Below are 16131 nucleotides of genomic sequence, written 5' to 3' on the forward strand. Positions count from 1 at the left end.
TGAAAAATACAAACCCACTTTAAAGGATCATTATAGATTATAAAATCTAATTTCTAATAATTCGAACATTCATTTCTTCTACCTTTTTATCCGACAAAAGAGATGGTGCCCCAAATAATAAATCTTCGCTAGAACCTGTTTTCGGGAAAGCCATAACTTCTCTAATCGATGCTTTTTTCTCTAAAATCATCATCAAACGGTCAATTCCCCAAGCAATTCCTCCGTGTGGCGGTGCTCCGTATTGAAAGGCTTTGTACATCGTTCCTACGCTTTTCATCATTTCTTCTTTGTTGTAACCCATATTTCTATAAGTCGCTTCCAGAATCTCCGATTTATGTGCACGAACCGATCCTCCACCAATTTCGTAACCATTTAAGATGATGTCATACTGTTGCGCGATAATAGTTCCTATTTCTTCTTCAGTACCATTCATATGTTTTTGCAAATCATAAATAGCTGGCATCGAAAAAGGATTGTGTGTAAACGTCCATCTTCCTTCATCCGTTTTTTCAAACATTGGAAAATCAACCACCCAAGCCGGACATAATTCCTTCGGATTAATCAAGTGTAACATTCTACCCATTTCTTGACGAACAGCATCCAAAGCCTTATTAGCCGTAGCATAATCCGCTGCCGAAAAGAATACAATATCACCCACTTGCGCATTGGTTGCTTTGATAATTCCTGCTGCAATTTCTTCGCCTAAAAATTTAATAATTGGCGATTGTAATTCATCTTCATTCACGATAATATAAGCCAATCCACCTAAGCCGTGCTGTTGCGCAATAGCGGTAAGATTTTCGATTTGACCTTTAGACATACGCTTGTTGCCTTGCTCTTGAGCCGAAACTTTGATACATTTTACAATTCCGCCTTCTTCAATAGGTTTACTAAATACTTGAAAAGTAGTATCTTTTACGATATCGGTGATGTCTTGCATTTTTAAGCCATAACGCAAATCTGGCCTGTCGCAACCATAGAAATCCATTGCGTCTTTGTATGTAATCACTTCAAACGGACGTAAAATCCACTTATTGCCATATACTTTTTTAACTACTTCATTAAACATTTTTGTGTTTAAATCGATAATCTGCTGCATACTCGCGTAGGCCATTTCCATATCCAATTGTGTAAATTCCGGCTGACGGTCTCCACGAGAATCTTCATCTCTAAAACAACGCGCGATTTGAAAATACTTTTCATACCCGCTCACCATCAGCATTTGTTTGAACTGCTGAGGCGCTTGCGGCAATGTATAAAACAAACCTGATCCTTTACGCGTAGGAACAATAAATTCACGTGCTCCTTCATCAGTTCCTGCACTTAAAATTGGTGTTTCAATTTCTAGAAACTCTTCTTCATCCAAAATGTCACGCAATAACTTAATTACTTTATGACGGTTGACAATCGCTCTTCTTACTTCTTCGTTTCTGTGATCTAAAAACTTGTATTGAAAACGAATCGCTTCGTTTGTTTTTGCCGCTCTTTTAATCTCAAAAGGCAATGTTTTAGATAAATTTAAAATTTCTAAAGCCGAAGTTTCTAATTCGATTTTACCCGTACGTAATCCTGCATTGTAATCATCTTCATTACGTCCAACCACAATTCCTGCTACAGAAATTACGGATTCTGGCTTCAATTTCACTAATTCATCGATATTAGGAAATGATTCTCTGCTGATTCGCACTTGAAAAATCTCGTAACTTGAATCACGCAAATCGATAAACATCAATTCGCCGTGGTCACGCACACTCGCCACCCAGCCCGACAACATCACTTCTTCTTTAATGCTGTCTTCTGATAATTGCGAAATTTTATGTGTTCTGTACGTATCTTTTATAATGATAGGAATTTCAGGAAGTGTTTCTTCCTGAGTTTCTTTATTGGCAACCGTTACTTCATTCGCCACTTTTTCAGCAGCAATTTTATTCTCGGCAACAGCAGCAGCACCTAATCCATCTAAAATAATCTGACGAATTACTTTTCCATTAGCTCCTTTTCCAATAATTCCTAATACTTTACCAACAAGAATACCTGCTTTTCCTTGGTCGCCTGCTTTGATATCATTGGCAACAGCCTCATTTTCTGAAATTACTTTTGCAATAACTTCTTGAATGGTATCTTCGGAAATGGTATTGTCTTCGAAATACTTGTTATAGTCAAAAGTACGGTCTTTTAAATACCCCGTAATCGCATTTTGAACCAAAACAGCTGTGATTTTCTCCGCTTTAAATAATTTAAAAATATCCGTTAAATGGGAAATACTATGAATTTCAGCGTAGTCTTCGGCCTTTATGTTGTTTGCCAAAGTTTTGGCAACAAACGAAGGATCTTTAATTTCGTTATTTATTTCTACAAATGTTTGCGAACGCAACTTATCTGCCGTAAAAAATTTAGCATCTTGTGGCAAAACACCACCGTTAATCAAAATAGATTCAACAGCGTAAGGCAAGGCGCTACTATCCACTTTAATAGCCTCTATTTCTTTTTTAATATTTACAAAAGGTAAATCTGGCTCAGAAATAAAACGATAATCCGCTTCAAATTCTTTTTTACGCATTACTTTGGTTTGCTTTAAATCAGCATCCCATAATACCGTAGTTTGATCAGGTCTAAACTCCTTATGTTCAATAAAATAATTGAACTGTTTTTCAATTTCTTCTTTTAATGCTTCCACCATAAACTTAAACGAGTTCAAGTTTTTGATTTCAGTTCTTGGATTTAATTCGTAACTATGTTTTTTGCGCAATGACACAGAAACATCCGATTTGAATTCTCCTTTCTCCAAATTCGCTTCAGAGATCCCCAAGTTTTGAACAATACGTTGAATGTATTGCGCATAAGTCGAAGCATCTTCAATATTTCTAATACAAGGCTCGGTAACAATTTCAATCAATGGAACTCCAGCTTTGTTAAAATCGACTAACGAAATTTTCTTTTCGTGCATCAATTTTGCAGCATCCTCTTCAATATGAACCTGGGTTAAATTCACTGTAAATTGAGTACCATCATTGCGGTAACAAGAAACGTGTCCGTCAGGAATTATTGGATTGTGAAATTGCGTTATCTGAATATTTTTTGGATTATCTGGATATTCGTAGTGCTTTCTATCCCAAGATATCACTTCATTACTAAATGACGAATCTACCGCTTTTCCAAAATAAATCGCTTTTATAATTGCTTCTTTATTTAAGGCGGGTAAAACGCCCATTTGTCCCGTACAAACCGAACATATATTTTCGTTAGGTGTTTCTATTTCTTGATTTGGACAAGAACAAAACAACTTGGTTTTGGTATTCAATCGAACGTGTGTTTCCAGTCCAATTACCAATTCTAAATCGTGGGCTTTTAAAGCCGCAGTTAATTGCTCCAATTCCATTATATCGTATCTTTTAAGAAGTTAGCAAACTTCAACACTAATTCATCATTATTTTTTGCTGCAGTAATCTGCAATCCAGTACTTGTTCCTTGTGGCACGGTTAAAGTTGGTAATTGCCCTAAACTAAAACCAACCGTATAGGCATCGGATAAATACATAGCCAAAGGATCTTTTAAACTGTCTCCAATTTTAGGAGGAGTGCTTGGAGTAACTGGCGATAAAATAATATCAACCTCCTTGAAATCTTTACTGAAGTTTTCAGAAATTTGATCTCTTAAAGCCAATCCTTTTAAATATATTTCATCTGAAAAACCTTGTGATAACACTTGGTTTCCACCAACAATTCTACGTTTTGTTTCTTCTGAAAAGTTTTCAGAACGTGTCACTGCATACGTTTCAATTAAATTCTCCGCTTCAATACGGTTACCATAATTTGTTCCATCTAAACGAGATAAATTAGAAGCCGTTTCCGCCATCGCCAAAGTATAGTAAGTTGAAACTAAAATATCCGATTTGAAAAAATCCAATTCTTTTACTTCAATTCCTTTAGCTTTCAGTTTTTCAATGCTGGCTAAAAAATCAGCTTTTATCTGCCCATCAATAGCATCACTTTCGATAAAGTTTTTAAAATAACCAACAGTTTTTACACCCGAAGTCGCAATTGACTCTTCACTAATTGCTGTTGAAGTGATTGAAGTTTGATCTTTTGGATCTTTACCGCTCATTACATTCAACACAATTCGAATATCTTCAATTGATTTTGTCAATGGACCAACACAATCCGTAGAAGATGCATAAGCCATAAGGCCAAATCTGGAAATTCTTCCGTAAGTTGGTTTAAAACCGTAAATATGATTGTATCCAGCTGGCTGACGAATAGAACCGCCTGTGTCACCTCCAATAGAAAACGCAGTATATTCTTTTGCAACGTTAACCGCAGATCCACCACTTGAACCTCCAGCAACTAATGTTGGATCGATCGCATTTTTTACCGCTCCAAAAATGGTGTTTTCACTTGAAGACCCATGACCAAAACTATCGCAGTTTTCTTTTACTAACGGAATAGCGCCTGCATCCAATAATTTTTGAATGGCAGTAGCCGTGTAAGGAGATTTATAATTTCTCAACATCTCAGAACTTGCAGTAGTGTAAGTTCCTTGCAGCATATATACATCCTTGATTCCAAAAGGTATGCCTTCCAACAAACCTATTGTTTCACCATTCGCAATTTTAGCATCTACTTTTGCAGCTAATTCCAAAGCCAAAGTGTCTAACACAGAATTTACAGAGTTGTAGGTATTTTGTTTAAGTAAGTCTAATTTTTCTTGTACCAAAGCTGTACAAGTTATTTCTTTTGACACCAATTGTTGGTGTATTTTTTTTATCTGAGAATCCATTTTTATCCTTCTATAACTTTAGCAACTACTAAAAAACCATTTTTTTTGTTCGGGAAGTTTTCCAAAATGAGTTGTCTCTCAATAGCCGAACTCTCTATCACAACATCTTCTCTTAAATCACTCACAGACACACAATTATGATTGACATTATTTAAGGAATTATTATTTGTTGGAACTGCATTTTTAATTACATCAAATAATTTGTTCACGGACTCTGAGGGCTGTGCTCCTTTAATACTCGACAAGATGTCGACTGTCATTGTTTTGTTCATAATTTCGTTTCGTTTTAAAGTCAAACTTTTAAGGACGCGAATTTACGAAAAGTTTTATTAGGGATTTCTATTTTTTAATGATTTAGAGGATTTACAACCAAAGAAGATACTAATTTAACATTATGTTAAATTTTGTTATAATATGTTGGATAGTTGTGAAATGAAGCCCCGTTAAGGAGAATGAGACACAGATGAAACGAATGCAAGCAACACGGATTTTATATAAAAACTACTCTATTGCTTTGGAAAAATAAACAATTCCGGCAATTATAAGCATTATAATTCCTATCCAATGTTTGAAGTTTCCAGCTTTTATCTGAAATTTATAAAGCTTATCATTTTGAGTAACGTCTTTATGCCAGAGTTTATAAATTTTATAAAAAGCAAAAGCTGATATAAACCAAGAAAAACTGCATATTAAAACCCAATAATCCATTTATAAATTATTTAATCTCTTCTATCAAATACTTCGTAGTATTAATTTCGAAGGTAAATCCAATTGTATTTCCCATTAGCTTATTTCCCAAAGGCGATTGTGGTGACAATGCAATAATATTGATTCCTTCAATATTGATTTTGGGAAGTGCCACACTCAGGTATAAATAAATTCCGTTGGCTTTTACTAAACTGCCAACAATAATTATTTCGGCAATTGTAGTGGAATCTATTTTATCCAAAACAGCTTTTTGAGTCAAGACCTCTCTAAGTTTGGCGTTGAGTTTCTCCTGCTCAATATGCATCATAGACAAAGCGGTTTCGTGTTTATCTCCCGCAGAACCTTTAGCATCATTCTTAGAATCTTCGGTGAGCGCAACAATCATGTCTTTGAAAACATCGATTCGATCCTGAACTAATTGCAGATAATGGGTATGTATTTTTTGTTTGAAAGTCATAGTTAAATGGGAAAATAAAAAAATCACCATAAAAGGCACAAAGATTGTTCGTTATATTGAATTATCCTTTGTGTCTTTTGTGGTTTAAATAAAACTAAAAATCAAATTTATAGTTAGCTCCTATGACCACTTGAAAACCTTGAACCGGATAATTCAACCATTTTTCATAGGCTTTATTGGTAATATTATTGGCTTTTAAAAAGGTTGTCAATCGGTCGCTGTATTTGAATCCAACATTTGCATTTAGATCAAAATAAGAAGGTAAGGTAATTGGACTCGCAATTAAACTAGAACTGGTATTCCACTGTTGATCTTTTCGTTCCCCTACGTAAAATACATTTGCACCAGCGAACCATTTTGGCGTAATATTAAAATTAATGTTTGAATTTATTTTTACGGTTGGTAAATTCCAAGCTTCACTTTGAAAATCATTGGTATAACTATTAAAAGTCCCGTTGACTCCAAAAGATACAGTTGAAGAAAAATCAGCTTTTAATTCTCCATAAAAACTCAATGTTCTCATATCGTCATAAACCACTTGAAAGGAGTTCCCAAAAGCGTAGTCCTGATTTGCAGCATTTTCATTATAATCATTACTTTTAAACAATGCTTTATTTCTTTCATTAACATACGATCCTTTAATATTATAACTCACGTTGTTAGTCAATTTTCCTTTTAATCCTGCAAAAATATCATATTGTTTGTCCGTTGGTGCAATATTTAATGTTGGAGACAAAAACGGATTTTCATTAACAAAATCCATATAAGAGTTTTGTTCCAGATTTCCTTCGGCTCCAGCGTAGAAAATCATCAAATCGCCAACTACTTTGTAAGAAGCATTGAATTTTGGATAAACTAAAAACTTATTATTGCTGTTTTGATTGTCCAAACTATAAAACACAGCCGCTCCAATATTCAGCGTCCAATCCTCTTTTTGCATTACAAAACTTGGCGCAATACCAAAATTAGTAAAACCATATTTCACAGGTTGCGTGTTTGTATTAGAATAGTTTTTCTTGAAACTTCCGCCAACATAATCAACAATTAAATCTGTTTTTACAGCGCTTTCCATTACATCAAACTGCACGGTTGGTTTAACATAAAATCTATTTTCAGAAGATCCATAAACATCTGAAAAGTGATTGAATTTAACACTCATTTTATTTAAAATACTCTCGTTAAAATCTATTTTCCCACCAAGCGAGATTGTATTATAGGTTTGTTGTGGATTGATTCCATTAATCAACATCCTCCTATCTTGAGGTGTCAAAGTAGTACCAAAATCGGCAGGCAATCCGTACCAATTATAAATTTGATTTTGATAACCCAAATCTAAATTCCATGATACGTCTTTTTGATTGGATCCGTACGTTAAATCAATCGCAGTATCATAAAAACGATCATCTAATGAAACACTTTTTATACCGCCTTGTGACGAATGATGACGAAACATCCCGCTAACATAATCTGTGCTATTCAAATCGTGATTTACAAATAATTCCCCAATAAAGGTTCCGTAATTCCCCACGCCAAAAGTGGCATAATTTTTAAATAAATGTTCCTGTTTTTCTTTCTCCACTCCTTCTGCCTTTCCTTTAGACGGAGTAAAAGTCGATGCCACCGGAAAAGAGAAAATGGTGTATTTAATCGTTTCTTTTTTGGCATTTCCTTCCTCTTCAAGTGCAGGCGTTTCTTTTACTTTGAAAGCATCCGAAATTGTTGGCGTATAAGGCTTCACAACATTTACCGTTTCAGTTCCTATTTGCTCTTTTTTTTGTGCAAACGAAAATTGAAAGAAAAAGAAGAACAAAATCCCTACCCCGACCCTCCCCGAAGGGAAGGGAGCCGAGAATATTGATACCGTATTTGTAAATAATCTTATATTTTTATTTTTAAATGTCATGTTTTATTTTTTTTAACTTCTATCCTTTTATCTTCTAACTCCTAACCTCATAATTAAACTTCCCATTCACCTTTTGCAATAAATTGCGTCTTCCCACCAATCTTTATATCAAAATGATTTTCAGCTAATTTTCCGTCAAAATAAATTTGAGAGGATCTATTAATAAAATCTCCTTGATGATTGATAATCTGAATTTCTTCAGCATGATATTTTAAAAGAAAAGCTTGCAAACAAGTACTGGCACTACCAGTAGCTGCATCTTCTTTAAGCTGATTGTCTTCTATACACAACATTCTACTAATGAGCTTTGTTTCTTCTAAACAATAAAAATACAGGGCTCTATGATTTGTTTTACAGTGCCCATGCAACCATTCATTCATTTTAACCTTATCAAGAATTAAATGCTCCAATGCTTTTTTATTTTTGATAGGAACAATCACAAAAGCACTTCCTGTAGTAACTTCTTGAATGGGAAATGCATCATCAAAATCAGCACTGCTTAAATTGCTGAATGATAAAAAATCTTCTGCTAAAAAAGTATCTAAAAACTCTGGTTGAGCAGCCTGCAACCAAACCAAATCTCCCGATTGATGAACTGGAATTTTGCCAATTGGAACTGATAACGTAATCTTTTCAGGTTGATTTTCAAATATTCTATTCATCAAAACCCAAGAAGTTCCTATTATTGGGTGTCCAGCAAACTTCATTTCATGTTCCGGAGTAAAAATTCTGATTTCAGCAACGCTATTTTCAGGTTCAAACTTAGTTATAAAGGTACTTTCCGCAAAGTTGACTTCACGAGCAATTTTTTGCATTTCTTCTGTACTTAAGACATCAGCCCCTAAGAAAACTGCCAGTTGATTGCCTGCATATTTTTTCTCGGCAAAAACATCAACGATGTAAAAAGGTATATTCATTCCGTATATTTTTTGGCTTTCAATTATTTTAAAATTTCACGCCTATTTTTCTTGTTTTCTTACTCCAATCTCTTACTCCTGAATTCCTTACTTGGTAATTGATGAATTTGTTTTAGATTCTTCTGATTTAATAGCGTCTAATTCTGTTTGTGCTTCTGAAACAACATCTGGAAAATCAGTAAAATTTTGAATTACATTTTCTAAAATATAGGTAGCCTGATAACTGTCTTTCAATCCGTAGAAGTTTTTAGCCATCAAGATTAATCCTTTGGCTCCAAAATATTTATAACTAGAATAATTTTTGGCTAATTTTTGAACCGCAACATTTGATGCTTCAAACTTTTCATCTTTATTTTTAAAATAAGCATCATAATACAACGCTTCGGCTGCCAATTCTCCTTTGGCAATCGTCATTAGTTTTGCGTAAGCAGTTCGTACTTTTGTTTCATCACCCGTTTGAATTGCAGCGCGGGCAATTATGATTTGCGCATCACTTTTTACATTATCATCCGTTTTAGGATTCATTAAAACCTTCTCCGCATAAATAACCGAATTTGGATAATCCTTTTTTTCATAATAACATTTCATCAAATTCGATTGCGCAAATGTTTTATTTTGAGAAATATCAGATTCTGTTTCTAAACGAGATAATACCGGTATTGCTCTATCATAGTCTTTGTTTTTAAGAAAAATTTGAGCCAATCTCGATAAAGATTGTTCCGTATATTCGCTTCTGGATTGTGCAATTACAAATTCATAATTAGGAATAGACTTGCTTTCTGACCCATCAGAAAAATAAGATTGCGCTAAATAATAATTAGCCTGCAAAGCATGAATCCCTCGTGGGAATTTAGAAACATAACCGCTAAATCCTGTAATCGCCTGTTTTGTGTTATTCTGTTGAAATTGCTTTTCAGCAGCTTCATAGGTATCATTATCAAGTTCTGCATCAGTAACTGCAACAAAATCCAAAGTACGAACCCAGTTCGCATATTCATCCACCCTTCCGTTATCTACATAAATCAAACGAGCGGTTGCAACGGCCTCTAATGCCTCAGGAGTTTTAGGAAAATCAGCAGCTACTTTTTTAAATTTAACCAATGCTTGTTCGTCTTTATCTGAATTATAATAGACCAAACCTTGACGTAAAATTGCTCTGGAAGTAAAAGAACCTCTTTTAAATTCCGTATTTAGTCGGTCGTATGTTTTTACAGCAAGATCCGTTTTATTCTCGGCTACATACGTATTTCCGAGTTCAAAAAGTGCATCGTCTCTGTATTCTGATTTTGGATACAATTGTAGAAAAGCGTTCAGTTCTTCTATTTTCTTCTCATTTTTAGCAATAAACCCATAACAAATTGCTTTTTGAAAATACGCATAATCTGCATCTACACTTTTGGATTCTATGACTTTAACATAGGCATCCATAGCCGGACCATATTTTGAAGTTACAAAACGACAATCTGCTAAACGTAAATAGGAATCATTCAAACGCACTTTATCGGCAGGTGCTTTTTCTATTTGGTTTTGGAAATAATTCCCTGCTTGATCGTACTCTTTCAATTTGAAATACGTGTAGGCAATATTGTAATTACTGTTCTTATATTCCGGTGTAGTTGCGGCTTGCGATGAAGCTACGAATTGTTTAAAACTCAACAAAGCACTTTTAAAATCATCCAAAACATATTCTGTTTCTCCTTTCCAGAAAGTGGCTCTTGCAGTAAAAACAGCATCTCTTTGTTCGTTGATCGATCTCGAAAACATTTTCAACGCTTCTTCATAATTTCCATCGGTATACAATTCTAAACCTCTGTAAAAAAGTACTTTTTGGTAGGCTAATTTATTTTCAGGTGTTTTATTTCTTTCCAATAAAACTAAAGCTTCTTTGTAGTTTTTAGAAGAAATATAAGAATCAATCAACAATTTCTCAATCTCCGAACGGCTTGCGTTATCCGGATATTTTTTTAAGAAAGCTTGCAAAACTGCTGGTACACTCTGATAGGAATTTCCTAGTTCATAACTCAATTTTGCATAATTCAAACTCGCATCTTCTTGAATAGCGGCATCAAAATTCATTTCAGAAGCATTTTTAAACGCATTCAAAGCTTGTTGTTTTTTATCGGTATTCAGGTAACTTTCTCCCAAATGATAATAGGCATTTTGAGCCACAAAATCTTTTCCGCCTATAATTTTATTAAACTGAGAAATGGCATTTTCGTAGTCTTTTTGTTTGTAATACGCATAGCCCAATTGGTAAAAATCCGTATTATTCCATCTTCCTTTTTTCCCTTTGTAGGCAACCAAATACGGGATTGCAGTATCGTATTTTTTTAAATTAAAATAGCTTTCGCCAATGATTTTATTCAATTCTGATTTTTCAGCAGGATTTGATTTAGCCATTGCTTTTTCTCCTAAATCAATTGCTTTTTGAAAATTTCCTAATTTAAAGTTCATATCAGCTTGATAATACGAAAGCTTTTCTTTGTATTTTTCTTCGCCCGAAACTTCGTCAAAATATTTTGTGGCTTGTTTGTAATCGTCTCCTTCATAAGCCATGAATCCCAAGTAATATTTAGCTTGAGAGCCATATTCAGCAGAATTGACCACTTTATTCAAATAGACAGTTGCTTCTTTTTTCTTTTTGGCATTAAAAAAACTATAGCCTTTCTGGAAGTTAAATTTATCTCGGTCGCTAGCACTCAATTGGCTTTCATCCACTTTATCAAACCATTGTAAGGCTTGCGGATAGCTTCCTTGATCAAAATGATAATGTGCCACTTCTATATAGGCTTGGTTTTGTTTTACGCTTGTTGGATAATCCGAAACAAATCGTTCCATCAACTCATCAGCGTTCGCTTGATTGGTTCGAATGGCGCAATTAGCAGCATAATATGCACAGTCCGATTTCAGCTCTTCAGTAGTGGCAATTTCTTTTACTTTATTAAAAATAATTTGTGCTGATGCATATTGTCCATCTTTAAACAAAGCAACCGCTTTATTAAAATCTTTTGAATCGCTAGTATAAATAGTTGATTTTTGTGCAAAAACTGTGGTAGTTATAATAAAAAGAAGAAAGAATGAGGGCCAGGAAATTTTACGCATTGTGATTTTATTTTAATAATTCAAATGTATCATATTCTGAACTCTATAACGAATCGCTATTCGCTTTTATTATGAACATTTTTTTTAACACCGTAAAATTTAACTTTCATTGCTACAATATTCATCCCTTCAAACTTCTAGATTTACTTACATAAATTATAATTCTCAGAATTCTATTTAATTGAATAGAATTTATTTTGAATAGAAGCGTTATCTTATTACTTTTACCCAATAAACAAACGCTAATTATGTCCCAATCCGTACTGTCTTTAAAAAATGTAAACATTTATCAAGAAGGTAAATCTATTTTATCCCACGTAAACTTAGATGTAAAACATGGTGAATTTCTTTACATCATTGGAAAAACAGGTTCCGGAAAAAGTAGTTTAATGAAAACTTTATATGGTGATTTACCTTTGACAGAAGGAGAAGGAAATATCGTAGATTTTGATTTGGTGGCTTTGAAAGAAGATGACATTCCATTTTTAAGAAGAAAGATTGGAATCGTTTTTCAAGATTTCAAATTACTGCCGGACAGAACTGTAAAAGACAATATGTTATTTGTTCTCAAAGCTACAGGCTGGATTGACAATGACGAAATGCAACGAAAAATTGACGAGGTTTTAGATAAAGTAGGCATGAAAGAATTTGGCAATAAAATGCCACACCAACTTTCTGGCGGTGAACAACAACGTGTGGCAATCGCACGAGCTTTGCTTAACGACCCTGAACTTATCCTTGCTGATGAACCAACAGGAAACCTTGATCCTCAAACCAGCGCTGAAGTATTGGAAGTATTAAAAAACATCAATGCCAACGGAAAAACCATTATTATGGCGACTCACGATTATGCTTTGTTAATGAAATTCCCTTCGAAAACATTGAAATGTGAAGATGAAAGAATTTTTGAAGTAGTTCAGCAGCGAACTGCATAGTGCTTTCTATTCTTGTTCCAATATACAATTATAATGCTTTTCCTTTAGTATTGGAATTGCATCGACAATGTCTGGAATGCAAAATTGATTTTGAGATAATATGTATTGATGATGCATCAACTCAGCATCAATCAAAAAATAATCCAATACAATTTTTAACAAATTGTTTCTTTGTTGAATTATCACAAAATATTGGAAGAAGCAAAATCAGAAATTTACTCGCTTCTAAGTCAAAATATAAATGGCTGCTTTATATAGATTGCGATACTTTTCCCAAAAATTCTGATTTTATTTCAAATTACATTAGCCGAATTAATTTATCTGCCAAAAAAATATTTTTTGGAGGAATCGTTTACACCAAAGACAAACCGGATAATGACCAATTATTACGGTGGATTTTTGGACAAAAGAGAGAAGCTATAGCAGTTTCTGATCGAAAAAAAAATCCATATAAAACCACTTTTGTTTCCAATCTTTTAATACAAAAAATAGTTTTTAACGTACTTTTATTTGACGAAAAAATCACCGAATATGGTTATGAAGATTTCGCTTTTATTCAAACCCTAAAGTTAGAAAACATTGAGATTGAACATGTAGAAAATCCATTATATCATTTGAATTTAGAAACTTCATCACTCTTTTTATCCAAAACTAAAACGGCTCTTGAAACCCTTTTATCTATTTCAAAAACCAATTCAAAAATTGAAATTGACAGCAAAATAATTAAGACTCACAAAATATTGTGTGATTTTAAAATCAACCTATTGATCGCTAAGCTGTTTCAAAAATTACAATTAAAGCTCGAATATCATTTAACTTCAGAAAAACCGTCTCTATTAGTATTTGACTGCTATAAAATTGGTTATTTTTGTTATTTAAACAGCAAATAGATGCCTTTTTTTTCTGTAATAATCCCCCTTTTCAATAAAGAAAAATTCATTGAACTTACTTTAAAAAGTGTTCTTAATCAAACATTTATTGACTTTGAAATACTAATCATCAATGATGGATCGACAGATAACAGTGCTCAAATCATAAAAAGATTTGACGATCCCAGAATTCGTTATTTTTATAAAGAAAATGCTGGGGTTTCATCAGCAAGAAACGATGGTATCGAAAAAGCACAGTCCAATTATATTAGTTTTATAGATGCGGATGATTATTGGTATCCAAATTTTTTAGAGGAAATGTTTAAAAACATTAAAAGCTATCCTGAACAAAAAGTATTTTCTGGAGCTATTGAAATTGAAACATCAAAAAAAGTAATTCCTGCGAGCTATTCGATTGCGAAAACAAAAGATTGTGAAATTGTAAATTTCTTTACTGCCAGCTCCAAGGAAACCGTTATTTGGACTTCATGTGCCGTTTTTAATAAAAGCATTTTCGAAGAAATAGGAAATTTTGACATTGAAGTAAAAAGCGGTCAAGATACTGATATGTGGATTCGAATAGGGATAGATTATCCTGTTGTCTTTTCTTGGGAAATCTTGGCACGATACATTTACGATGAAAATAGTCTTTCAAAAAATAAAAACTATTTAAACAAAAAAATTAATTTTTCGAAATTTAAGGAGCCGGAAAAAACAAATCCAAGTTTGAAAAAATTCCTCGATTTGAATCGATTTTCATTAGCAATAAAATCTAAATTGCTTTCTGATAAAGAAAATTTCAATTCTTATTACAAAGCTATTGATTTGAAAAATATAACGTTCAAAAAGCGATTGTTACTTTTAATGCCTTCGGTTGTTTTAAAACCATTAATCCATTTAAAATTAATTTTAACCAATAACGGACTGGGTTCGTCAGTGTTTAAATAATTTAAAAATTTGATAGTCTCTTATATAATCTTCTTCATCAAACTCATCCGAAGCCAATACCAAGCAAACTGAACCTGAAGAAAAATTTTCTAATTCTCTCCAAATTCCCATAGGAATCAAAAGCCCGACATTAGGTTTATTGAGCGTTATTATTCTTTCAAAATTTCCATCTTTCAAAACCACATCAAAACTTCCACTTACGGCAATCAATAGTTCCTGTTGCTCTTTGTGCGCATGCCCTCCTCTTTTGCCACCACTTGGAACATCATATAAATAATAAACCCTTTTGGACACAAACGGTATTGTATCGCTTTCAATAACAGATAAATTACCTCTTGAATCACAAATTTTTGGAATTTCGATTAATTGAACATCAGTATTAGTTGTCATTGTTTTAGCATAAAATGGATTCCCACTGTTTTGAAATAGTCTCTAAAGATAGATGTTCTACACTTTTTGTTGCATTTTTTTTACAAAAATCATATAAAACAATATCGTCAATAAATTGATTCATTGCTTGAGCAAAAGCCTGTGGATTGTTATTTTCAATTAATAGACCATTATATTCATGCCTAATAACTTCTCGAGGACCCGAATGACAATCCACCGCAATAACGGGAGTACCTATAGCTAAAGATTCAATTATAGACAAAGGAAAACCTTCATAATGACTTGTCAAAACTGTAAATTTAGCGAATTGTACCTCTTCAAAAGGATTGCTTTTAAACGGTAATATTTTAACAAAAGACTGCAATTGCAAAACTTCTATTTTATCTTGAATAAAAAGCAAATCAGCTCCATCACCCATAAGACGCAAATGATACCCTTTTAGAAAAATTTTAGACATTAAAAAAGCTTCTAACATTAAACTGAAATTTTTTGCTTTCTCATCAAATCGCCCAAAAAATAAAATATATTTTTCAGATTTTAAATCTGTATTTTTCAATTCACTCGTTGAAATATCAAATGAATTATAAATTGTTATGGTATTCTTTAAGTCAAAATTTCGTCTTATTTTCTCTTCTATCTCTTGAGAAACGCAAATAAGCTTCTCTGCATTTTCATAAAGAATTCTAGACCAAAAAACAGACGAGGGAAAATATTTTTCAAATTTACAATTCTGGACAACATAATAAATTTTTGCTTTTCCATAAATTTGCTTAGTGATAAGTTCTCTAATCAAATTATTTCTAGTCCTATTATCAATAATAAATTCTATCTTATTTTTATTCAAATAGCGATTTAAGAAAAACCCCTTTTTCAATTTATTTAAGAAAAAAAAAGAGTTATTAGATAATTTACCTAAGTTTAACAATTCACCACTATACTGATAATCAACATTATCATTTATAATTATTGAATGAACTTCAAAATCTAATTTTTCTAACATAACACTCAACAAAGCAGCAAATCGTTCCGCACCACCGCTTCCTAAAGAGGTCGAAACTATGGCTACTTTATTTTTATTTTTAATCATATTAATTCAAAAAGTAAATACATTTGTCAAATATACACA

General features: G+C 33.0%; 13 protein-coding genes. 3 read left to right on the top strand and 10 right to left on the bottom strand.

The window, feature by feature from the left end; translation table 11 throughout:
* Window positions 1–46 precede the first annotated feature (46 nt).
* The 8 genes from gatB/aspS to OA85_RS11770 form a co-directional block, all read right to left on the bottom strand.
* The gene (gene gatB/aspS, locus OA85_RS11735; protein WP_039109980.1) at window positions 47–3379 is read right to left on the bottom strand and encodes a bifunctional amidotransferase subunit GatB/aspartate--tRNA ligase AspS; all 3333 of its coding nucleotides are present in this window, start codon (window positions 3377–3379) and stop codon (window positions 47–49) included.
* A complete protein-coding gene (locus OA85_RS11740) occupies window positions 3379–4776 on the bottom strand; it encodes an amidase (RefSeq protein ID WP_039109981.1) in 1398 nt (465 codons plus the stop codon). The genes gatB/aspS and OA85_RS11740 overlap by 1 nt, the downstream gene beginning before the upstream one ends.
* Before the next feature lie 2 nt (window positions 4777–4778).
* The gene (locus OA85_RS11745; RefSeq protein ID WP_039109982.1) at window positions 4779–5048 is read right to left on the bottom strand and encodes an aspartyl/glutamyl-tRNA amidotransferase subunit C; all 270 of its coding nucleotides are present in this window, start codon (window positions 5046–5048) and stop codon (window positions 4779–4781) included.
* A gap of 229 nt (window positions 5049–5277) precedes the next feature.
* Window positions 5278–5484 carry a hypothetical protein gene (locus OA85_RS17500; RefSeq protein WP_039109983.1) on the bottom strand — a complete coding sequence of 69 codons (207 nt, stop codon included), beginning with the start codon at window positions 5482–5484 and terminating at the stop codon, window positions 5278–5280.
* A 7-nt stretch (window positions 5485–5491) separates the two neighbouring features.
* Entirely contained in the window at window positions 5492–5941 is a 450-nt protein-coding gene (locus tag OA85_RS11755) for a hypothetical protein (protein ID WP_039110298.1), read from the bottom strand.
* 94 nt (window positions 5942–6035) lie between these two features.
* A complete protein-coding gene (locus tag OA85_RS11760; RefSeq protein WP_197056081.1) occupies window positions 6036–7844 on the bottom strand; it encodes a TonB-dependent receptor in 1809 nt (602 codons plus the stop codon).
* 53 nt (window positions 7845–7897) lie between these two features.
* The gene (locus tag OA85_RS11765) at window positions 7898–8761 is read right to left on the bottom strand and encodes a PhzF family phenazine biosynthesis protein (protein WP_052257237.1); all 864 of its coding nucleotides are present in this window, start codon (window positions 8759–8761) and stop codon (window positions 7898–7900) included.
* An 87-nt stretch (window positions 8762–8848) separates the two neighbouring features.
* Window positions 8849–11863, bottom strand: a complete 3015-nt coding sequence (locus OA85_RS11770; RefSeq protein WP_039109984.1) for a tetratricopeptide repeat protein — start codon at window positions 11861–11863, stop codon at window positions 8849–8851.
* A gap of 248 nt (window positions 11864–12111) precedes the next feature.
* Here OA85_RS11770 and OA85_RS11775 point away from each other — a divergent pair, with 248 nt between their 5' ends.
* Genes OA85_RS11775 through OA85_RS11785 form a run of 3 tightly spaced genes read left to right on the top strand, consistent with a single transcriptional unit; the run spans window position 12112 to window position 14615 of the window.
* Window positions 12112–12798 (top strand): cell division ATP-binding protein FtsE, encoded by a 687-nt coding sequence (locus OA85_RS11775; RefSeq protein WP_039109985.1) that lies wholly within the window; start codon window positions 12112–12114, stop codon window positions 12796–12798.
* On the top strand, window positions 12798–13688 hold the full coding sequence (locus OA85_RS11780; RefSeq protein WP_039109986.1) for a glycosyltransferase family 2 protein: 891 nt from the start codon (window positions 12798–12800) through the stop codon (window positions 13686–13688). The genes OA85_RS11775 and OA85_RS11780 overlap by 1 nt, the downstream gene beginning before the upstream one ends.
* Window positions 13689–14615, top strand: a complete 927-nt coding sequence (locus OA85_RS11785; RefSeq protein WP_039109987.1) for a glycosyltransferase family 2 protein — start codon at window positions 13689–13691, stop codon at window positions 14613–14615.
* On the opposite strand, the gene OA85_RS11790 is transcribed toward OA85_RS11785, so the two are convergent.
* The gene (locus OA85_RS11790) at window positions 14601–15005 is read right to left on the bottom strand and encodes an FdtA/QdtA family cupin domain-containing protein (protein ID WP_039109988.1); all 405 of its coding nucleotides are present in this window, start codon (window positions 15003–15005) and stop codon (window positions 14601–14603) included. The genes OA85_RS11785 and OA85_RS11790 overlap by 15 nt on opposite strands.
* A gap of 4 nt (window positions 15006–15009) precedes the next feature.
* Complete coding sequence (locus OA85_RS11795; protein WP_039109989.1) at window positions 15010–16092, bottom strand: glycosyltransferase; 1083 nt, start codon at window positions 16090–16092, stop codon at window positions 15010–15012.
* Window positions 16093–16131 lie beyond the last annotated feature (39 nt).

It is taken from the genome of Flavobacterium sp. AED (genome assembly GCF_000812945.1).
In the GTDB taxonomy this organism is placed as follows: Bacteria; Bacteroidota; Bacteroidia; order Flavobacteriales; family Flavobacteriaceae; genus Flavobacterium.